The organism is Halorarum sp. SLYT50 (genome assembly GCF_059821265.1).
Genome location: NZ_JCAMRW010000006.1, coordinates 38,561 through 59,297, shown reverse-complemented (window position 1 = coordinate 59,297; position 20,737 = coordinate 38,561). Strand labels below are relative to the sequence as shown.

At 59.0% G+C, this 20,737-nt stretch carries 20 protein-coding genes and 1 tRNA gene; 12 read left to right on the top strand and 9 right to left on the bottom strand.

All coding sequences use genetic code 11. From position 1 onward, the window contains the following. Positions 1-6: 6 nt before the first annotated feature. Positions 7-729 carry a hypothetical protein gene (locus AC6RUA_RS19960; protein WP_499816382.1) on the bottom strand — a complete coding sequence of 241 codons (723 nt, stop codon included), beginning with the start codon at positions 727-729 and terminating at the stop codon, positions 7-9. 153 nt (positions 730-882) lie between these two features. Then, positions 883-957, bottom strand: a tRNA-Glu gene (locus AC6RUA_RS19955). A 208-nt stretch (positions 958-1,165) separates the two neighbouring features. Here AC6RUA_RS19955 and AC6RUA_RS19950 point away from each other — a divergent pair. The 3 genes from AC6RUA_RS19950 (at position 1,166) to AC6RUA_RS19940 (ending at position 5,080) form a co-directional block, all read left to right on the top strand. Further along, positions 1,166-3,406, top strand: coding sequence for a heavy metal translocating P-type ATPase (locus tag AC6RUA_RS19950; RefSeq protein ID WP_499816381.1), 2,241 nt, complete (start codon positions 1,166-1,168; stop codon positions 3,404-3,406). Between the two features lie 39 nt (positions 3,407-3,445). Beyond that, positions 3,446-3,646 carry a hypothetical protein gene (locus tag AC6RUA_RS19945; protein WP_499816415.1) on the top strand — a complete coding sequence of 67 codons (201 nt, stop codon included), beginning with the start codon at positions 3,446-3,448 and terminating at the stop codon, positions 3,644-3,646. Between the two features lie 498 nt (positions 3,647-4,144). After that, positions 4,145-5,080: a WD40/YVTN/BNR-like repeat-containing protein gene (locus tag AC6RUA_RS19940; RefSeq protein WP_499816380.1), complete on the top strand. Its 936-nt coding sequence runs from the start codon at positions 4,145-4,147 to the stop codon at positions 5,078-5,080. A 106-nt stretch (positions 5,081-5,186) separates the two neighbouring features. On the opposite strand, the gene AC6RUA_RS19935 is transcribed toward AC6RUA_RS19940, so the two are convergent. After that, positions 5,187-6,374 (bottom strand): hypothetical protein, encoded by a 1,188-nt coding sequence (locus AC6RUA_RS19935; RefSeq protein WP_499816379.1) that lies wholly within the window; start codon positions 6,372-6,374, stop codon positions 5,187-5,189. A 327-nt stretch (positions 6,375-6,701) separates the two neighbouring features. Here AC6RUA_RS19935 and AC6RUA_RS19930 point away from each other — a divergent pair, with 327 nt between their 5' ends. Next, entirely contained in the window at positions 6,702-6,947 is a 246-nt protein-coding gene (locus AC6RUA_RS19930) for a ferredoxin (protein ID WP_499816378.1), read from the top strand. 78 nt (positions 6,948-7,025) lie between these two features. On the opposite strand, the gene AC6RUA_RS19925 is transcribed toward AC6RUA_RS19930, so the two are convergent. From AC6RUA_RS19925 to AC6RUA_RS19915, 3 genes are all read right to left on the bottom strand, one after another. After that, the gene (locus tag AC6RUA_RS19925) at positions 7,026-7,898 is read right to left on the bottom strand and encodes a succinate dehydrogenase/fumarate reductase iron-sulfur subunit (RefSeq protein WP_499816377.1); all 873 of its coding nucleotides are present in this window, start codon (positions 7,896-7,898) and stop codon (positions 7,026-7,028) included. A gap of 8 nt (positions 7,899-7,906) precedes the next feature. Next, positions 7,907-8,224: a cupin domain-containing protein gene (locus AC6RUA_RS19920; RefSeq protein ID WP_499816376.1), complete on the bottom strand. Its 318-nt coding sequence runs from the start codon at positions 8,222-8,224 to the stop codon at positions 7,907-7,909. A 64-nt stretch (positions 8,225-8,288) separates the two neighbouring features. Continuing rightward, positions 8,289-8,612, bottom strand: a complete 324-nt coding sequence (locus tag AC6RUA_RS19915) for a CGCGG family putative rSAM-modified RiPP protein (RefSeq protein ID WP_499816375.1) — start codon at positions 8,610-8,612, stop codon at positions 8,289-8,291. A 297-nt stretch (positions 8,613-8,909) separates the two neighbouring features. Here AC6RUA_RS19915 and AC6RUA_RS19910 point away from each other — a divergent pair, with 297 nt between their 5' ends. The 7 genes from AC6RUA_RS19910 to AC6RUA_RS19880 all read left to right on the top strand — a co-directional run bounded on the left by AC6RUA_RS19910 (position 8,910) and on the right by AC6RUA_RS19880 (position 14,602). Next, a complete protein-coding gene (locus AC6RUA_RS19910; protein ID WP_499816374.1) occupies positions 8,910-9,920 on the top strand; it encodes a DUF6610 family protein in 1,011 nt (336 codons plus the stop codon). Between the two features lie 76 nt (positions 9,921-9,996). Continuing rightward, positions 9,997-10,344 (top strand): DUF8013 domain-containing protein, encoded by a 348-nt coding sequence (locus AC6RUA_RS19905; protein WP_499816373.1) that lies wholly within the window; start codon positions 9,997-9,999, stop codon positions 10,342-10,344. A gap of 86 nt (positions 10,345-10,430) precedes the next feature. Continuing rightward, the gene (locus AC6RUA_RS19900; protein ID WP_499816372.1) at positions 10,431-11,357 is read left to right on the top strand and encodes an ArdC-like ssDNA-binding domain-containing protein; all 927 of its coding nucleotides are present in this window, start codon (positions 10,431-10,433) and stop codon (positions 11,355-11,357) included. Between the two features lie 128 nt (positions 11,358-11,485). Next, a complete protein-coding gene (locus AC6RUA_RS19895) occupies positions 11,486-12,316 on the top strand; it encodes a type IV toxin-antitoxin system AbiEi family antitoxin domain-containing protein (RefSeq protein WP_499816371.1) in 831 nt (276 codons plus the stop codon). A 5-nt stretch (positions 12,317-12,321) separates the two neighbouring features. Beyond that, positions 12,322-13,125: a nucleotidyl transferase AbiEii/AbiGii toxin family protein gene (locus AC6RUA_RS19890; RefSeq protein ID WP_499816370.1), complete on the top strand. Its 804-nt coding sequence runs from the start codon at positions 12,322-12,324 to the stop codon at positions 13,123-13,125. A gap of 162 nt (positions 13,126-13,287) precedes the next feature. After that, positions 13,288-14,106, top strand: coding sequence for a hypothetical protein (locus AC6RUA_RS19885; protein ID WP_499816369.1), 819 nt, complete (start codon positions 13,288-13,290; stop codon positions 14,104-14,106). Between the two features lie 172 nt (positions 14,107-14,278). Further along, the gene (locus AC6RUA_RS19880; RefSeq protein WP_499816368.1) at positions 14,279-14,602 is read left to right on the top strand and encodes a DUF6788 family protein; all 324 of its coding nucleotides are present in this window, start codon (positions 14,279-14,281) and stop codon (positions 14,600-14,602) included. A gap of 74 nt (positions 14,603-14,676) precedes the next feature. On the opposite strand, the gene AC6RUA_RS19875 is transcribed toward AC6RUA_RS19880, so the two are convergent. Then, positions 14,677-15,087: a helix-turn-helix domain-containing protein gene (locus AC6RUA_RS19875; RefSeq protein ID WP_499816367.1), complete on the bottom strand. Its 411-nt coding sequence runs from the start codon at positions 15,085-15,087 to the stop codon at positions 14,677-14,679. A 121-nt stretch (positions 15,088-15,208) separates the two neighbouring features. On the opposite strand from AC6RUA_RS19875, the gene AC6RUA_RS19870 reads away from it, so the two are divergent. Next, positions 15,209-15,799, top strand: a complete 591-nt coding sequence (locus tag AC6RUA_RS19870; protein WP_499816366.1) for a DUF8170 family protein — start codon at positions 15,209-15,211, stop codon at positions 15,797-15,799. A gap of 407 nt (positions 15,800-16,206) precedes the next feature. On the opposite strand, the gene AC6RUA_RS19865 is transcribed toward AC6RUA_RS19870, so the two are convergent. Together AC6RUA_RS19865 and AC6RUA_RS19860 are read right to left on the bottom strand one after the other, a co-directional pair. Further along, positions 16,207-17,706, bottom strand: coding sequence for a Cdc6/Cdc18 family protein (locus AC6RUA_RS19865; protein ID WP_499816365.1), 1,500 nt, complete (start codon positions 17,704-17,706; stop codon positions 16,207-16,209). An 879-nt stretch (positions 17,707-18,585) separates the two neighbouring features. Next, positions 18,586-20,736, bottom strand: a complete 2,151-nt coding sequence (locus tag AC6RUA_RS19860; RefSeq protein ID WP_499816364.1) for a type B DNA-directed DNA polymerase — start codon at positions 20,734-20,736, stop codon at positions 18,586-18,588. Position 20,737 lies beyond the last annotated feature (1 nt).

Here is a 20,737-nt window from a genome sequence, read left to right as displayed (position 1 = left end):
TGCTTCTCAATTCGTTCCCAACCGGTGTTCGCGCTCGATATCCTGCAACTGTGGGATGAGCTCTGATTCCCTTGCAACGTGGATGATGTAGCGAGGGACGTCCCGTGTCGTCCGGGCCATAAACGGTTCACCCCAGAAACTCAAGAGCGCGTCCGTCTGTTCGTTTTCCGTCCCACGAAGAATAAACGAGACGTTATCATCGAGGTCGCGCCAAACGGGTTCTTGTACCGTTTCTGCACCCCTACACTCCTCTACTTTCGGTTTGACCTGGGTATTCCAGCGCTCTCGTTCACTCTCGTCGAGGACGAATTGTATCGAGGAAACATTTGGATTCTCGATTGGTGGACGAAGCAACGCGTCGAACAAATCTTGGGGGACGAACATGAGCAGGCAGACGTTGAACCAGATCATATCCCCATGAGCACCTTGACCGAACTGCGTACTCCGGGATCTGAGTTCTCCCGGACCAATCAGTTCAAGGTCGGGAGTATTCATACTGGCTCGAATTTCTTCGACAGTGCGTTCGGTGTGAGTGACGGACTCAGAGAGGTTTTCCGTCTCTGATTCGCGTCTAAGATGGCTGATGAACAAAAACGCCATGAGAACGAGCGTGATCTGAAGAAGCACGGCTTCGTCCACGATGTGCAAGAAATGTAGTACGAGTGCGAGAACCGCCGCTAAGATGCCCGCAACAGCTTCCCATTCGATTTCTTTGATTTGCCATCTCATAACAACAGATTCTCTGAAACAGGTTTCTGGCTATAGGCACATTACTCTGTTCAGTCGCATGATGAAGTCTACAGGTGGTCTCTGGTACTTCAAACGAGACGGTCTAATCCCCCAGAAATTAGTTTCTCCAACCTCCATTGGCTCGGAAATCGATGCTCCGTCGAGGATTTGAACCTCGGTCCTCGACGTGAGATGCCGAGATGATTGGCCGAGCTACACCAACGGAGCACACGTACTTCATTGCCGGGTTCTGTTAAACCTATCCACCGACCACAATGTTGTCAAGTAGGTGTCCGCCCTCTAGAGGCAATTCAATAGTTTGTAAGCTTGACTTGCTCGCCTGTAGATTGGGAACATCCCGAAACGCGAATTGATACGGAATGAGAGACTGATCGACCCTCCTGTTGAAGCATATACAGACCAAAAACGATCGATAATGGACGATCAGCCAAACAATCCGGGCACTGACTCGGGCCATCATCGTCATAGAGAGAGCCAAAGCAAGCACGATAGCTCTCACAGCGGGTCAGGATCGGAACAAGCGCTACTCGAAGACGAGGCAGGTCCGCAGCACCTCCACGAAGAGGAGGAACACGGCGATCACGACGGCCACGGCGGGATGCACGAGGGCCACGAGCAGATGTTCCGCCGGCGCTTTTTCGTCTCGACACTCCTGTCGATTCCCGTCCTCCTGTACAGCGAAATGTTGCAGGAGTGGCTCGGTTTCTCCGTCCCAGCGTTCCCAGGCAGCGAATGGGTCAACCCCGTATTCGCGTTCATCGTCTTCGCCTACGGTGGGATTCCATTCCTCCAGATGGCGGTGCCGGAGCTGAAAGACCGGTCGCCGGGGATGATGACGCTGATCTCGATGGCCATCTCGGTCGCGTTCGTCTATAGTTTGGCTACCGTCGTCTTCCCTGCACAGTCGGCGTTCTTCTGGGAACTCGTCACACTAATCGACATCATGCTGCTGGGGCACTGGATCGAGATGCGGTCCGTGCGACGGGCCTCCAGCGCGGTCGACGAGTTGGCGAAGTTGATGCCCGATACCGCTGAACGCATCACCGACGGCGGTGACACTGAGGAAGTCCCTGTAGGCGAACTCTCCGAGGGCGACCTCGTACTGGTTCGGCCAGGCGCGAGTGTCCCCGCTGACGGCATCGTTGAGGAGGGTGATTCGGACGTCGAGGAGTCGATGATCACGGGTGAGTCGAAACCGGTCTCGAAAGAACCCGGCGACGAGGTCATCGGTGGGACGATCAACGGCGATGGCAGTCTCCGCGTACGTGTCGGTGCAACGGGCGAGGAGACGACGCTCGCGGGGATCATGCGACTCGTCGAGGAAGCCCAGCAGAGTAAGTCCAAGACCCAGGTGCTTGCCGACAGAGCGGCCGGCTGGCTGTTCTACGTCGCGCTCGGGGCGGCAGTCGTGACAGCAATCGCATGGACACTCGCGGTATCGTTCAGCGCAACGGTTATCGAGCGCGTCGTCACGGTGCTCGTCATCGCCTGCCCGCACGCGCTCGGGCTCGCCATCCCGCTGGTCGTCGCGATCAATACGTCACTCGCCGCTCGTAATGGGATGCTCGTTCGCGACCGCATCGCGATGGAAGAGGCGAGAAATTTGGACGCTATCATCTTCGACAAGACGGGGACGCTCACCGAGGGCGAGCACGGCGTCGTCGATATGGCGACCGTCGACGGTGTCAACGAGGACGACGCGCTCGCGCTGGCGGCGGCCGTCGAGAGCGATTCCGAACACATGATCGCGCGAGCTATCCACGAGGCCGCCAACGAGCGTGACCTCACCGTTCCTGACGCGACCGACTTCGAGGCGATCAAAGGCCGGGGCGTCCGCGCGAACGTCGTCGTCTCCGGCTTCGCCGGCGGCTCGGTGGACTCGGCCGACGGTGGCGACGAGGTGTACGTCGGCGGACCGAATCTGCTGACTCGACTCGATAGTGAGGTTCCCGGTCACCTCCAACGCTTCGCTGATGAAGCTGGCCAAAACGCCCAGACCGTGGTGTATCTCGTTCGCGAAGGAGCGTTGATCGCCGCGTTCGCGATGGCGGACGTGATCCGCGAGGAGAGCTACCGCGTCGTCGACGCTCTCCACGAACTCGGCATCGAGGTGGCAATGCTGACCGGTGACTCCCAGGACGTCGCCAACGCAGTCGCCAACGAACTGGGCATCGACACCGTGTTCGCGGAGGTTCTCCCCGGGGACAAGGACAAGAAAGTGCAGGAGCTCCAGGACCAGGGCAAACTCGTAGGGATGGTTGGCGACGGCGTCAACGACGCGCCGGCGCTGACGCGGGCCGACGTCGGAATCGCTATCGGGAGTGGGACTGACGTCGCGGTCCAGTCTGCCGATGTCATCCTCGTCCAGAACAATCCGATGGACGTGGTTCGACTCGTGAAGCTCAGCAAGGCGAGTTACCGGAAGATGCAGGAGAATATCATCTGGGCGGCCGGATACAACGTCCTTGCACTCCCGCTTGCCGCAGGAATTCTTGCGCCGGTCGGAATCCTCCTGTCGCCCGCCGTGGGAGCGCTCCTGATGTCCTTGAGTACGGTTATCGTCGCGATCAACGCGCAGCTGCTCCGGCGCGTGGATCTGTCCCTCCCGGATCTGCCAGGAATGACACCACCTACTGACGCTCAAATTGCGGACTGAAATCTCCAAGCGTTCAATACGGAACGTGTCGCGGACGTCATTGTCACTGCAGACACCCCCGTTGTCACCGCGATCAGCCATACCGAAGACCGACTGATCGCTGCCCACGTCGCTGACGCCGCAGTGATCACACCGACGGCAGCAGGAGAGTCAATTACCGTGTCTCGCGAGGAGTTTATCGCTAGTGAGATCGAACCACTCTCTCAGGACCTCGACACAGCGTACGAGGCGTTCGAATAGGCGCACGAACACGAGCAGGACTGGCGTATGCGGCCGACGAAACGTCCACACCAGAGGAGGTGTCACCTGTCTATCACAAAGTCGGTGTCGCAATTCTCCTCCTGCTTCTTCTCGTCGTTACCGGGCTTTGACTGGGGGTACTCTGAGAATGGCGAAAGACGCCAAAATCACAGAGCGACTGGCGCGCGTCGAAGGGATCGTCGATTAGCTTGATGTGGAGGAATGTGATTGTGACGAAGGAGAGACCCTCTACGAGGAAGGGCACCGACTAGTGGTGGAGGTTCGGGAACTTCTCAACGACGGCAACTGAGACATCGTGAAGTTCGAGTTAGCACGGTTTCGGCAGCAGAGGATTAACCAACAGGATCGGACAGGACTCACCGTCTGTTGGTTACGACCTGCGTGACGGTCGTCCCAATCACGGTCGAAGGACAGCAAGGGCATACGGTGGTTAGATCACCCCCGGAGGTTAATCGGACAGCGGACGTACCCCCTACCATGGCAATTCTCGTCGGCACTCGCGACGGCGTCTACCGAACAGCAGGTGTCCCCGTCAAGGACGTCAATCAGGTTCTCGACAGTGGCAACACGCCTCGCGTCCGCACGTTTCCCGGCGTGGACGGCGTGTTCGCGGCGTCGAAGTCTGGACTGTATCGGTCTACAGACGCCGGCCAGACGTGGGATAATCTGGGAGTCCCACGGGAGGAAGTGTACTCAGTCGTCGTGAGTTCGGATGGCGAGCGCCTCTATGCGGGAACTCACCCGGCGTATCTCTACGTGTCGACCGACGATGGCGAGACGTGGGACGAACTCGAGGGCTTCCAGAACCTTCCGTCGCGTGACCAGTGGCATACGCCGCGCCACCGCAACGAGGCCCACGTCCGGAGCCTCGGTGTGCATCCGGAGACGCCCGACCGTGTGATCGCCGGCGTCGAAGTCGGCGGCGTCCACGTCAGCGACGACCAGGGCGAGACGTGGACCGAACGCCGCGACGGTGTCCACGACGATGTCCATCATGTCCTCATCCTCGACCCGGACGAGTACGTCGCGTCGACCGGCGATGGGCTCTACCGAACACGTGATGCCGGGCGGTCGTGGACACGCCTCAATACGGACCTCGATCATCGGTACTTCCGCGAAGCATTCACGCTCGACGGCCGGCTCTACGCGGCCGCTGCTCGCAGTTCACCGGGGACGTGGAGCGGAGAGAATGGTGCGGACGCGATACTGGTCGAGTCGGCGGACACCGGCGAGACCTTTGGGACGGTCTCGTATCCAGGTAAGCCAGAGGAAGTCGTCCTCGCGTGGACGGTCGTCGATGGGGTTGTATTAGCCGGCACGAACGATGGCCGCCTCATCAGCCGCGATTTGGATGGGACGTGGACTGATATGGGTCAATTGTCAGCTGGGATCCGTTCGCTCGCAGTCTGCTGAAGACGGTTGCGGAACTGCGCCCCGAAATCGTAGAGGCCACGGAGAGTGGCGAAACGAGTTCGGCGACTTCGTGACTACTCCCACGACTAAACAGCTGTGAGAGTAGTCACTCTCCATACCGCTCCCGGAAGAGACTCAATAGCAGGTACGCGTACAGACTAGCACCGAGAACGGCGAGAAATCGGCCGATCACCGTGGCGACGTTGAACCCGACGAGCACTCCGTACGCCTCCACGCCGAGGCCAGCTGCGAGACACCCCATCGAGGCAAGCGCCGTCCGGTCGTTGGCGCCCGGGAACGTGCCGACCGCTGGCGGGTAGAACTGATAGGCGACGCCGACGATCGTGAGTCCGAGGAAGCCCAACAGGTTCAGCCGGTAGTGAGCAATCGACCACCCAGGAGACCCACCAGCGAACGCGAAGTGGGCACCCAATGCAACTCCCATAACGCCCATGACGACTCCGGCCAGCGGCCCGTAGAGACCGACACGGCGACGCTCGGAGCGAACGAAGAGTGAGATGTATGCAACGGCGAATCCGCCAACAGCGATGGATTCAGCGGCGGCGCCAACCCGAAACCACGTCCCTCCCCAGAGGTTCCCGGCGATGAGCGCGGGGCCGACTGCACCCGCAGTGAGGACTGCGATGACGAGCACCAGCGGGGGTGAACTCACAAGGAACCGAGGAAGGAGGCGGAAGCCGACCGCGAACACCAACAACGCACCAACACCGGATGCGAGCAGGTGGCTCGCGCCGGCCATCCCGCGTCCGGTGAGCGTCGGAAGAGCCGCCGAGACGGCGACCGTTTCGTAGGCACCAGCAACGAGGTAGGCGAGAACGACCGGGATGAACGCGTTGGCGGCGCGGTCGACCCGCCGGCGGTCGATGTTGACCTCGCCGGTGCCCGTCTCGCGTCCGGTGAGGTTGTCCTGGACCGTCCAACCGACTGTGCCGACAAAGACGAGCGCGCCGAGCGCCCAGCAACCGGCGCCCACGATACCGACGACGGAGGGGATGTCCTCGAAGGGCGTCACGGCGAGGCCGACGGTACCGAGTGAGAGCAGCGGGAGACTCATGGCTGGCGCCCCGGGATGCGAAAGCGTCCGATCGAAGTACGAGGGGACGAGCGCGTACCCCTTTCCAGCGACGGTGTGGAGGACGAACCCGTAGAGTCCGAGGACGACGCCCGAGCGGTGGGGCGCATCGACGAGCGCGGCGACCTGCCACGCGACCAAGAAGAGTGCGCCGACGGCTACGTGCCGCCGAGCCCCTTGTGAGACGCGCGCTGCACTCATATGCTACCTCAATCGGAGTGTCACCCGCTAAGCGTTTCCCCGTCTCCAACGCCAGCACACCCACCGACATCTTGTCGCGTCGGTCTGATGATTTTGCCTGCCCGCTGTCAGTGGTCATGTAATCGACCAGCAACGGACACCAGGCCATCTAGATGCAGGTGTTTGCAGGAAAGACGAATGGGATCGAGATCTCGCTGTGGGGACCGCGGCAAACAACCGTCGAATGACTCCGGCCCTTTCGAACACTATACTGGCATCGTGACAGAACCCACAAGCCGGAGCGACTAATGGGCAGGACGCCCTACTAGTGACGAGCGGAAACACACTATGCGAGTCGAATTCGATCGCGATACCTGTACTGGGATCTTCAACTGTGTCCACGAGTGGGAGAAGTTCATTGAGGACCGTGATGCGGGCAAAGCGACACTCGTCGGGAGTAACGAAGTTGAGGACGACCTCTACGTTCGAGACGTCCCCGAGGACGAGGAGTTCGATGCGGAAATGGCAGCTCGTGTCTGCCCTGTAGACGCGATCACAGTCTATGACGACGAGGGCGAACAGCTGGTTCCCTAACTCGGTCACTTGATGGGTCACAGCGACTAGGTTGTGAAAATTGAATGGAACAGAGAAGCCGTAGCCCCACCGTTCCGGTTACCAGAACTTGAGGTTTCGTTTGATGGCCTCGCGTTTCATCTCCTGGATCTCTTCTGTGATCGGGATGTCTTTCGGACAGACCGTGGTACACGAAAACTGCGTGTGGCACTGCCAGACGCCGTGTTCTTTCTCGAGGAGTTCCAGCCGGCGTTCCTGGGCATCGGGCCCCTCGCGTTCGTCCATGTAGAACCGATACCCCTTGACGATCGCCGCCGGCCCAATGTACTCGTCGTCGGTCTGGGCCGGATTACACGACGACGTACAGCAACCACACTGGATACACCGGGAGGCCATCTTGATCTGCTCGCGGTTCTCGGGCGACTGCCGCTGCTCTTCTAGCTCACCGAGGGGGAGATCGTCGGGTTGGAAGTACGGTTCGACGGCCTCCATCCGCTCGTAGAAGTGGTCCATGTCGACGACCAAATCCTTGATCACCGGTTGGTGAGGCAGCGGTTCGACGCGGATCGGTTCGTCGAGATCCGAAATCTGCGTCTGACACCCCAGTCGCTGCCGTCCGTTAATGAAGAATCCGTCACTGCCACAGACGGCCATGCGACAGGAATGGCGGAACGTGAGCGACGAGTCGTGGTGGTCGCGCGCGTAGATGAGCGCATCGAGGACGGTCATTCCCCGTTCGTAGGGGACGGCAAAATCGTCGAATCGGGGTTCCTGTTTGGCCTCGACATCGGGGTCATACCGAAACACTTCGAGTTGGATCGTGTCAGTGTCGGCATCGACAGCCCGCTCGGCTTCGACCTGCGACTGAGCAGCCATCGCCCGCTCTCGTTTCCGCTCAAGCCGTCGCTGCTGGGGTGTCTCTTCGCCATCAGATTCGGACTTCGTCGGAGATGATGACCGTTGGGAGCTCATAGGTTCCCTTATGAAGAGCCAAGCCCCTCTCGTTTCGCAGCGAGAACGAGCAATGCGGTACTGTCCGCCTTTGCAACCGGAGAGATGTCCTGTGCTCCATCGAAGTGAACGACATCGCCCTGAGTCACGTGGTACGGCTCCCCATCGAGTCTGAGTTCGAGGCTGCCAGAGATGAGGTAGAGCACGATTTCTCGATCCGGATGAGCATGCGGCTCGACATTTTCCCCCTCGGAGAGGGTTAATCGGATCGTCTTCGGTTCCTCGCTGGGAAAGGCGTTCGCGTGTGGTTCTCCTTCGAGTTCTGGGAGCGATTTGATGTGGACCATAGTGTTCGAATCGATGAGTGGACGGATTCACAGCCTGCCGCTGCCGTTCGCTGCGTTCGTGACGTTATTCGATGTGAGCGCGGACGACGTGGCCCCCACAGCCGCACTGTTCGACATACTCCCAGCGGACGTCCTCCTCCTCCTCGAATCGGTCGGTGAGAGCGTCATAGAGGTATGTCTCCGGATGGCCATGCGCTTCGTGGGTGACGAGATTGACGTGGTGGCCGCTGGTCGTGTGTTCGATGGCCTCAATCGCGTGTCGTTCGAGCAGAGAGCGATCGTCGGCGTATTGTGGTTTCTCGAGATTCGCCGACCACGAGTTGTCGTGAGTACGGTCAGTAACGGGTTCCGTTTCGCCGTGGCCGTGATCGTGTGAGTCAGTTGCCATACCTGGCTGTAGGTCCGCTGTTATCAAAAGACGTTGGGTGCAGAATCTCCTGCTAGACGATGTCTTGAAGGAATTCGTATGGTGGGTATCGACATTCCGCTGATTCTGTGGGGCTAACTCCTCTCACAGTTAGCTTTGGAACGCTGAGGTCGCTCTTGGTATCAACGAATCGCGCGACTACTGCTTCTTGATTAACCAACAATCGCGTCAGTCCCCGTTCGGTGTTGGTTAACACTGAAAAGTCTATCGTGCCCCGGAGAGCCCCGCGGGGCGACGGAGTCCCGCAGGAGACTCCTCATGGCCATTCACGACAGCGCAGACCCAGTTAGCAACAGTACTACTGAGACACACACTGACGCCCGGCAAGCGGCGTACGTGGCGTTCCTCCATCGGGTTCCGTTTGCGATCGATGCGCTGACCCTCGGCTTCCTCCCTGGGTTTCGCGAGGACTGCACGTATCAGCAGTCGCAGTTCGATACCCTCGAGTGCCCGGTCGGAATGCTCGATAACGATTTTCGGAATCCCGACCTCGACCGGTACGTCGATCGGGCGCTCGAGTACGAGCCCAACGTGGGTATCGTCGGTGACGCCTACGACGCTGCGGAAGCACAATCGTACGTCGATACGATTCGAGAGCTCCAGGAGAGTCTTCCCGAGACGGAGTTCATCATCGTCCCGAAATGCCGGGCCGCCATCGAGGCGATTCCCGACGATATCGTGCTTGGGTACTCGCGAGGTTACGCGGAAACGCTCGCACACGAGTTCTCCGATCCCATCGACTGGCGGGGCCGTCGCGTCCACATCCTCGGTGGCAGTCCACCCAAGCAGCTCGAAGTCGTGGAGCAGCTCACCCAACCAACGCTGACGGGGGACCCGCCGGCCGACATCGTCGGCCTCGACTGGAATGGTCTGCATCGCGGGGCGCAGTTCGGCGAGTTCTGGACGGCCGACGGCTGGGACGACAGTGGTCGCGACGCCGACCACGTCACGGTCCGGAAGACGGTCCGGCATAGTCTCAGCCGGCTCAAAGAATTCTGGCAGGACCACGGCGTCTGGCCCGATTCGACACCACAGGCGGACGAGACCGAACTCACCTATTCCGGGCCCACGCCAAGCGATATCGAGAGCGCGGTGTGTACCGAGTGCCGCGCGAACGTGTGGACGACCGATCGTGGCCCGTACGTCGCCGAGTACGACACGGGAGCCGTCTGTGGGTACTGCAGCTATGAGTGCTACTTCTCGCACCGGCATCGGAACAACCTTGAGGAGATCGCCGGCGATCGGAGCGTCTACATCCCGCCTGCGTGACGCAGCGTCCTGTTTTTCGCGCCCTCCGGAGAGGACGAGGGCGTGCTAGATCAGGCCCTCCAAGATGGTGATTTCCGTGAGCCAACAACAGCATTCGAACGACGTCTCGATCGATGCAATTCCAGTCGACGTAGCGAACAGCCAGTCAGCCGAAGTCGAACCGGAAGATGTCCCCGAGGAAATCCGGTCGATTACGCAAGCGCTCGCGTCCGAGCAGCCACCGACGAATCCGCTCGTCGTCCTGAAGGTAGCTCGCTGGTGGTATATCCACGGCAAGGGCGGTACTGATCCCGCCTTCCAGTGGGCCATCGAGTGGGTACGCCACCTCGCAACCGACAGGCCCAGCGACGTCGACCAGTTCGATTCCTTTCTCGACTACCTCGTCACAGTCGGCTTCGCTGATGAGAAAGCCGCCCTCCGGTGACCGCCGTCACGAGGTTTTTATGCGCCGTCAGGGGTGCGGCGCGGGCTGAATTGAGGCAATCGCAGTAAGGCGAATTTCAGAACATCATGGCTATGACGAGCGACTCGTCGGCCTCCTTCGAGGAGACCGACACGCGAAAAGATGATATGCACAGTACGATTGAAGCATGGATCGACGAACTCGTTGACGACGTTGATGCGGCGCAGGCCAGCGATGAGTTCCAAGAGTGGCTCGACGTCCAGAGTCGGTTCCACGACTACTCCCATCGCAACACGCTGCTCATCAAACTCCAGTGTCCCGAGGCGACGAAGGTCGCTGGCTTCAACACCTGGCGGAATGAGTTCGACCGGCACGTCCAGGAGGGCGAACAGGCGATCTGGATCTGGGCGCCGATCATCACGAAGCAGTGCCCCGAGTGCGAGAACTCGCCGAGCTACCACGAGAAAATCGGTTGTGAGTACGACGAGACGCCTCCCGAGGAGTGGTCGAAAGGGCTCGTGGGATTCAAACCGGCTGCTGTCTTCGATGTCTCTCAGACCGAGGGAGAACCGCTTCCCGAGTTAGAAACGGAGGCGACAGGCGACGCTGAGGGCCTCGTACCCGCACTCACAGAGGCAGCGGATGCGCTCGGTGTGACGGTTTGCATCGTCGACGCTGCCGAGTGGGAGCACGGCGACGCGAAGGGCGTCTGCAAACAGCGGGATATCCATGATTTCACGCCGATCGTTGAGGCGAAAGCACGGACGAACCAGGCCGACCTCGCGGTCACGCTGATTCACGAGTTCGCTCACGCGCTACTCCATTTCGACGTCGACGACGAGGCCGAACGGTCAAAGCGCGAAGTCGAAGCAGAAGCCGTCGCGTACATCGTTGGTCGGTTTTTCGAGTTGGATACGAGCGGATCGGCGTTCTATCTTGCTGCGTGGCAAGACGATGATCCCGAGGCGATTCAGGATCGACTTGGGCGGATCAGTTCTACCGCCCAGGAGATAATCGACATCGTCGAGAACTAGGTTGAGTCCTCCCGATTAACCAACAATCGGGCCTTCGCTCCACCCACGTTGGTTAACTCATTCAGCACCGGCCGTCCGGCACAACGCTAAAGCCAGTCCGTTTCATATTCTATGTATAGAACGCAGGTATGAGTACCATAGAAGAGACGCAAAGTAAGCGGGCGGGGCTCTCGACTCGGGAGAGTCGCCTGCTGTCGAGGCTGGCCTCAGAGGGGCACCAGATCATCTCGATTGACGATATCGAGACGACGCTGGAGATCGCTCCGAACACGGCGCGCGAGATCGCCTCGCGACTGACCGAGAAGGGATGGCTCGACAGACTCCTCCCCGGACGGTATCTCATCATCCCGCTCGCCGCCGGCGAGAACGGCGTCTATACGACCCACGAGTACCTCATTGCCGCGCACGTCGCCGAGCCGATGTACATCGGCTACTACAGCGCCCTCAGCCACCACGGGCTGACCGAGCAGGTCCCACGGACGGTCTACGTTGTCACGCCGACACGGGCCCAGAGCCGGGAGATTCACGGGGTTCCGTACCGCGTGACGACGGTGACCGAGCGGAAGTTCTTCGGCTTCGAGCCGACGTCAATCGAAGGAACAACCGTCCACGTCAGCGACTTGGAGAAGACGCTCGTCGACTGTGCGGACCACCCTGAATTCTGTGGCGGGATTCACGAACTCGCGACGGCGATGGTGGCCGCCGACGAGCAGGGCTGCTCGTGGCCGACGGTTGGGGAGTATCTCGAGCGCCTCGGCAACGGCGCCGCAACCAAGCGCATCGTCTATCTCGCCGACCAGCTCGGCATCGACCTGCCGACCCGAGAGGCACTCGTCGACTCGTTCACCAGCGGCTACTCCCTGCTCGACCCTACGCGGCCCGAGACAGGACCCACCACCAGTACGTATCGCCTCCGGATCAACGTCGAGCCAACGATGCTTGAGCCAACGGAGTCCTGACCACGATGATCAGCCAGAATCGACTTCGCGTCCTCGCCCGAGAACTCGGTGTCCGGCAGGGGTACGCCGAGAAGAACTACGTGAATTCGTGGCTGCTCTGGGGGATCTTCACCAGCGACTACGGTGACAATCTCCTGTTTAAGGGCGGCACCGCGCTCAGTAAGTTGTACTTCCCGCAGTCGTGGCGATTCTCCGAGGACCTCGACTTCGGCGTCGAGGGACAATATCAAGGGTCGAAACACGATCTCCGAGCGCTCCTCGATACGATTACCGACCGGTCCGGAATCGAGTTCACGATTCGGGAGCATCACGAATCGCGGCAGGATCACTACCCCACGCACTACGTCGACGTGAGCATCCAGTACCGTGCCGTCCTCAATCATCCGAACACGACCAGCATCGACGTGATGGTCGACGAGTACGTCGCCTTCGACCCGGTACAGCATACCCACGCGTACGAGGACGTCCCCGAATTCGATCTTCAGGCGTACAGCGTCGAGGAGATCTTCGCCGAAAAGCTCCGAGCGATCTACCAGCGGGGCGCTGCTCGCGACTACTACGACCTGTACCAGCTGCTCGAAACCGACTCGGTGACGATTGACTTTGCCGAGGTGCGACCCGCCTTTGAGGCCAAGTGCAACCACGATGAACTCACCGTCGATATGGCGACGGGCCTTCCGAAGGACCAGCAGGACGTGATTCGCCAGCAGTGGGAGACGACGCTGCCGGACCTCACAGGGAATCCGCCGGCGTTCGAATTGGTCTGGGAGCGATTGAACACCGCGATAGTGGAGCAAGAGTCGCCATAAAGCCGGAGAACATGAACGTCGTCACGGCGGTGGTTGCGACCGCGGCCAGTGACTACGCTTCCACTCTATTAACCAACAGATTGGCGCAAGGAGGCCACTACGTTGGTTAAGTTTATCTGCGCCCGCCGAGGGGCGGAGGCGCTGTCCCGTCTCCATCAAGCCATGACCGACCGGTACCTAACTACCGTTCTCGAAGAAGCAGAGCGAGTCGCAGAGCACCACGATCAGGTCGCCCGATCTTCAGACAATCCGTATCACGAGTATCTCCGATACGCCGTCCTTCGGCTGCTCGAAGGCGAGGCCGACGAGACATCGGTGAACGTGCCGCAGATCGACGGCGTGACCGTCGGCTACGGGGAGGACACGGCAATGTGCGAGAGCTGGGGCGACGACGTCGAATGGTGGGAGATGGTTCCGCCGCAGGAGGAGTGTACTCGCTTCCGGGTGTTCTACCCCGACGAGTACGAGGCTGTTCCGCGAGTCATCGTGGACGTGATGGCCACACTCGGTGCGTGGCGTGTCTGGAACGGGAGCGCAGCCGCCTGCGGCTCCTACGACCATCGAGAGCGTCGCGAAGTGCACTACCGGTGGCCGGAAGGCCATCCGGTCGAAGACCTGCTTAAGAATCGGCTTCAGGGGCCCACGGCCGCCGTTGCGCCAGACGGGGGGCGAACAGGCGACGTTCGCGACCGGATGGTCGTCGCAGAGCATTCGACACCGAAGGACGACCTCGAGCCTCGAACCAGACGTGCTGTCGACGAAGAAATGAACGTCTCGTTGCTCGAAAAGGGCGGCAAGTACGACGTTCGGTCAGCGTCCGGGAACTGGTATGAAGTCGACGTGATCAGTGGGTCGTGTACCTGTCCAGATTGGCGGAAGCACACGCCCGAGGGCGGCTGTAAACACCTCCGACGAGTCGATCACGAGATCAAACAGGGGCAGGTCCCACGACCTGATGGTCGACTCCCCTCGAACTCGTAGAATCGCCCAGAGTTCGAGGATGTTCGAAGGACTGTAACATCAGACGAAACTCATTGATGTAGAGTTTCGAGTAGTGTTACAGCTGCAGGAGGACCGTTCTGAGCGGTTTGTTACGGACTTAACCAACAAAACTATGCTCCTTGCGTCTGTGTTGGTTAACACAGATCGGCCCATGTCCTACGAGCCACCGACGCCCCCAGCGGACCTCCCCACCGACGTCATCGACACTCTCGATGACTACTCGCCCGAGATCCTCCGTCACGTCGCGAGCTACGCCGAGGAACTCGCTGAATACCGTGAGCGCGAGGCCCGCCTTTCCAAAGCGGAGGAGGAAGACGAGATTGAAAAACGGCCAGACGACCTCCCAGATGACGTCCCCTCGAAAGCCACGATTACGATCAAGGAGATCAACGACAACCGCTACTACTACTGGCAGTGGCGGGACGGCAACAAGATTCGCTCTCAGTACAAAGGTCCCGTCAATCCCGACGAGTAGAGGTAACAGCGCCCCAGTTTGCTTGGCGGTAGTTGGGGATAAGACCCCGTCTGCGAAGTGAAAGACGGCAGCTGTTAGCGCTCGGGTCGCGGAGCGGTCTCGTATCGTTTGATGTCGTCGGTCTTCTCCACTCGGTCGTAGATTTCTCGGAGCGTGTCTTGCGCTCGGAGGAACTTGTGTTCCTCGAGGAACTGCCGTCCACTCTCGCTGATCCCGTAGAACTTGTACGGGAGGTCGTTCTGCCGGCGGTCCTCAGACAGGAGGACTTCCTCGACGATGCCAGCGTCGACGAGCTGCTGGAGGTGCTGGCGAATCGTCGTCTGACTCTTGCTCGGGTTGACGTAGTCGAGTTCCTTCAGCGTCGGCAGTTCCGACGGATGCCCGAGGATGTCCTGGAGGAGCGAGAACCGCGTCTCTTGGGTGACGACGTTGAGCCGCTCCCGAACGGACTCCAGGTCGCTTGGCGTGTGGTCGGAGGTACTCATTACACCATAATTCGTGTAGTGCGTGCAAAAGCGTTTCGCTCAAATACGAATCGGTCTAGAGCAATACGGTCGCCGATGTGTTCGCCACATTGAAGCAGTAGACGGGAGAATTCCCGTTCTAATGAGTGAGGATTCGGTCGCTGTCGACGAACTCGCCGAGAAAGCCGACGAGTATCTGCATGAGGCCTCACTCACGCCGACGGAGTACGAAGCGCTGAAACAGAGTGTTGCGGAGCTCACGCCGATCTTCTCAGCTGAGAGTTCGTATTTCGTTCTTGGCAGCTACGGGACACCCGAAATCCGTCGTCTCCAGCTCGTGAAAGATCGCCTCAACCGGCAGCCCGGTGCGTACGCGTTCCTGATGGTCGACATTCGGAGCGAGTGGACGAACACCTACCTCAAGTTCCGGCTGCTCGCCGATTACACAGACGTCATCGTGGGCGTCGCCGAACACGCCCAGGGCGGCTTCCTCGTCGAACAGGGCTACTTCACAGCCCTCGAGGAGTACTTCGCGAAGACCCATGTGTTCAAACGAGAGTATGACTCGTTGGATGCGGACGCGATCGACACGAACGTCGACGTCGATAATCCCTACAGCGGAATGCAGACCGCGATCTTCGAGATGCTCGACGATGCTGGGCGTCTCTGCCGGTGGACGACTGAGGACGACCTCGTCGAGTGTGCCGAGGCTCTCGTGAGTGTTCTGGAGTAACTGTAGACAGGGGCAAAACGGTATTTCACACCCCCACGTTTCCGTCGTTTCTCCACGACGTCCTCGTCATCAGTGGCACCGACGACGAGAAAATCGTAGAATACATCCCCCATTTTCGAGTTGTAAATGGGAGAGGGCGAGGAGATAGTATATTACATCAAACCGGCACGTCGACTCTCTTGGCTCACCCACCCCCCGTTTTCGAGTAGTAACGAGATGCCCCTGATGAATGACCCCCCATTTTCGAGTTGTAACGCATCACTCGGGCCGCGACCACCCCCCGTTTTCGAGTAGTAACAAGAAAACCCAGAGAATGACACCCCCCCATTTTCGAGTTGTAACGCATCCCCCAGAGCGCGAACACCCCCCGTTTTCGCGTAGTAAGTCGGTGGAGAATAGAGTCGAGGTTAATTCTTACTCCGGAACTGCTTCAGCCGTTCGCGGACAACCGCGCTGATAGTCGCCTCTTCGTGAGCTAGATCTTCAAACCGGGAATCCTCACGAATCGTCTCCATAATCGTTTCCGGATCCTCGGAGAGGGAGAAATACATATGCACTCCTCTGCCTCGCCCCTTGCCTCGACGCTCGAAGTCCAATACACCATACGTACTCTGCTCTGTGACGTGATTTACGAATGTCTCGCGACTGTACTGATCCGCATCCATCGTATCAGCAATGAATTGGTACGTCTTGAACGCAGGTCCAGCAGGAATCCACTCAGGATGTTCTCTTGCGTAGTGGGCAGTGGCCGACACAGCGTAGATGGAGAGTTTCTTTTGAGTGGAGATCCCGCTAATATGTCGAAGTTTTCGATTTTCGGTGTATTTCTCCTGGGCTTCACGGACATCAGTCTCGGTAACAGTGTCAGCTCCACGCCGCTCGGCTAATTCGCCAGCCCATCTGAGGAGATCGATTGCTTTCCGTGCATCTCCATGCGTTTGGGATCCGAACGCGGCAACAAGCGGAACGACGTCTTCTGCGAGTGATTCTGGCTTGAAGGCGTCCCGTCGGTTGTGGAGAATACTACGGAGTTGCGTCGCATCGTAATCGTCGAAGAAGATGTCGTCAGGGTTGTAGGAACTCTGTGCGCGGCTGTTGAGGTCCTTCATGAAATCAGCGTAATTCGTGATAGTCGTGAGCGAAATCGGGCCGTCAAAGTCGGCGAGCTTTCGAGCCCGTGAAAGCTGGTAGATGAGAGAATTGTACTCCGCTTCCTGATACGGCCCCTCGAGCATATCGATCTCATCGAGGATGAAGATGACACCGTCGTAATACTCTCGCATGAGTTCGTACAGTCGCTCGAGCTTCTGATCCGTCGAGACGCCGGTTTGAGGAACACCAGGTTCGACACCGAGGTCGTCGGCAGCAGCTTTAACTAGCCGGTAGACAGCTCGATCTGCAGTTTTCGGTCCCTCGCAGTTGATAGAGAGAACTCCGAAGGTCTTGCTTTGTGACTCACACAGTTCGACGATCTGTTTGCAGACTGCATGAATGATGAGTGATTTCCCCGTTCCAGATGGCCCACTCAGGAGCATATCGGGGATCCCCTCATTCTGGAGGACCGGTTTTAGGTTGTCGACGACACGGCCCAGCTGGTCATCACGGCCAACGATACGATCCTCGTCGATGATAGTGTCTGACCGAACGAGGTCTTTGTTCGCGAAGACGCCACCGGACGACTCAGTTTGTAGCCGATCACGAATCGAGATGCCACCACCGTCGCCGTTGGATGCTTCTTGAGACGAATCGGTGGGATCTGATCCATTCTCGAAGGTCGTTTGTGACGTATCAGGAGAATCCACATCCTCACCCGTCGACTCAGGATGTTCAGGATCAGCAGAGGAGGATTCACGATCCTCCTCAGCTTCCGGATGATTCGATCCTGCTCTACGTCCCTCTCGTCCCATTATGAACCCCCTCGAACTCCGGGTATAAAATATGGACCCTTGTGGAGTTGTAACCAGGCGAAAACAGGCTATCTAACGACTACAGCCCTGTATTCTCGAAATGAGTCGGATACCGTCTTCGGAATCTATCACCCTCCGTTGTCGAGTTGTAACGGGTCGCCAGGATTCTCTATCGTCGAACTCCCTCGATGACCCAGACCCCCCGTTTTCGAGTTGTATGACGTTGAGGAGCGGTAACACACTTGGTCTGATTCTCCCACCCGCCGCATTTTCGAGTTGTAAGTAGTGGTGAGTCGCACTGAGTATAGAAGCAAATCTGTACAGTCTGGATTTTGTGAATGATGCTTAGGGTGAAAGGGTCTATCCTACACCCCCCGTTTTCGAGTTGTAAGCACCAGAATTGTCGCGAAAGGGCGACACTCGTATGAGTAGTTCGCGAAGGAGAGTAGTATCGGCCTATGGACACGATGGCTGGTGAAGCTCGTTTGATGAACTCGACCATTCCACCCCCTCCCCCCTTTTTCGAGTTGTAAGTTGCTGGGTGTAGACCACTTCAGACGCTGTGTAGTGAGAATGGAGTCCACAAAAGAGGCGTAGAGGCGATGAGACGTCAAGGATTCTCGAGATCGGGTTCTCCATACCCAGAGATCTCGATCTTCTAGCTGAGCTAGAAGAATTGTTTTCTTTGTCTCTATTACGGATGTGGTAAGATAACGTACAACATAAGCTTTCGCATTTCTAGTTGTAAGTTAGAGAAATAGATGTTCAAGCCTTCTATTGCGTGTATCCGCCACAATCGGCTGTTTTGCAGTCCCTCTTGCTGTTCACCCCTCCCCGTCGTCACGAGTTTACAACTCGAAAAAGGGGGGAGGGGGTTCGTCAGGTCCAGTCCGTGATACCGACTACACGTGTTCCGTTGAGCTCTCGTCGGATGTCGTTCCGACCCCAGTCAAGGGGAGCCAGTATGCTCTCGACAGCTCGGACCAGCTCCGTCTCGTAGTACGAGGCGTCGTAGGTCTCGATCTCTTCGTGGGCCAACGCGACCCGTTCTCTCGAGGACTTCTCGTCGTCGACGACCACGTACTCGATATCCTGCCCCGGGTGGACAGCGAGGTCTTGGTCGCGAGCCCGTTTCAAGGCCGCCACGTTCTGAGTATTCTGCGTATAACCTTCCAACGTCTTGGAGACGCGATTCCGTTCGACGAGCCGCTCCACTGCAACAGTACCCGAGTGCAGTTCCTTGATTGCTCGTTCGAGACGTCCGAGTACCGCGTCTGGGGACCGCGTGGCATCGAGTCGGTCGAGACAGTCCCGTTGAACGTTCTCGATGAACGGCGGAGTCGAGCGTTGCCGGGCTTCGATGCCTCTGATTTTGAATTCGTCTTCGCCAGCGACCTTCCCGAAGTACTTGGTCAACGCGCCGGCGTCGCTCTCGCGCTGCGGCACGAACGCCACCCAGTCGTAGTGAGCCTCGTGTTCGAGCCGAATCTCGACGCGTTCCGTGATCTCCGTCGTGAGTGTCTGGAGGTCTTCGCGGTCATCGTCGTCGACGTCGGGATCTGGCGTCACCCAGATGGAGTCGACGATGCCATGGACGACGCGCCAGCCGCCGGCTTCCAGCCGCTGTTTCGCCGTCAACAGAATCTCGCGAGCGAACGCGTTGATCGCTTCGTGGCACTCAATCCGTCCGAACTTCGCATTGTTGAATCCTTGATACCCAAAGCAGGCGACGAGAATCCATTTCAGCGCGTCCGATCGCCCTTCGAGTTCCTCGACTCGCTCTTCATCTGGGTCGTCACGCTCTTGTTCGCGACGGATGGCGGCTTTGATCTCGTCGCGTGCATCGATGATTGGCTGGAGGACGTCAACGAGGTAGCCCTGCTCGTCACAAATCGCGTAGCCGAGACCGGGGACGTCGTCGCGGCCGCGATGGCACTCACACCGAATCACGTCGGGCGAGACGTTCCGCGTACAGATGATGTTCGGATACAACGAGGAGAAATCGAGCTCGTGGACATCCTCGTGGAGTCCGACCTCCGGCGCGAAGATGAACCCACCACGGTCGGCGTCGTGAAGCACCCCTATCGATTTGTATTTCTCGTGGCGCCAGGAGTGCCACGGCACCAAAACCCCTCGCTTGTGGGCTTCACAAATCTGGATGGCAGTCAGAACGTTGCCAATCGAGGCCCAGGCTGTCTCCTGAATCGGCTTGCACGACCGCGAGACGAGGTCGAGGACGCCGTCGATGTTGGTCTCGCCGAAAAAGAACGTGTTCGATCGGTCGATGATCGCTCGCCCGGGTACGTTGTATCGCGCCGGGGAGTGCCCGACGCGGCCGTAGCTCGCGTAGGTCGATCGGCTCGCGAGTTGCTGGTAGTCAACATCGGCCCACCGGCTCAGCGAGAACTCGTCGGCATCGGTGCTGGCAGCCATCTCGTACAGAGTCGGAATGATCTCACCCGTCGAACAGACGAGGACGTCAGGGTCGAGTTCGTCGAGTGTTGCCTGGACTACCGACAGGATATCTGCTGGCGGGCCTGTAACCGTCTCGCCGGCGACGGCTAGTTCCCCATATGCATCGCCAGTCGTCTCAGTGATCGGGACGTCGAGTCGGAGTGCCGAGAGGTCGCTCGCCGGCGTCGGATCCACATTGTTCTCCAAGCAGTATCGGAACTCTCGTGAGAGATCGACGTTGAAGCAGGCGAGATCTCCCACGGGGTAGTCGGACAGCTGGCGTGCCTGCCGGGCCAGTGGTGTAACTCGGTCGATGTGGGCGACGTCGACGACGAGGACGTCCTCGTCGTCGCGACGGAAGCCGGGCCGCCGGGCGACGATATCAGTCGCGACGACGTCCGGGTGCCGGTCGTACACGGTACGGAGTCGCGTGAGATCGATTTCGGCATCGGGGGCTCGGGGCCCGACGTAGAAACGCGGCGAATAGTCCTCGCGTTCGGTCGCGACGGCGCCGTCAGCCGTCGCTTCCCATTCGAGGACCCGGCCATCGTCGAGGTAGTCGATTGCGAACGGCATG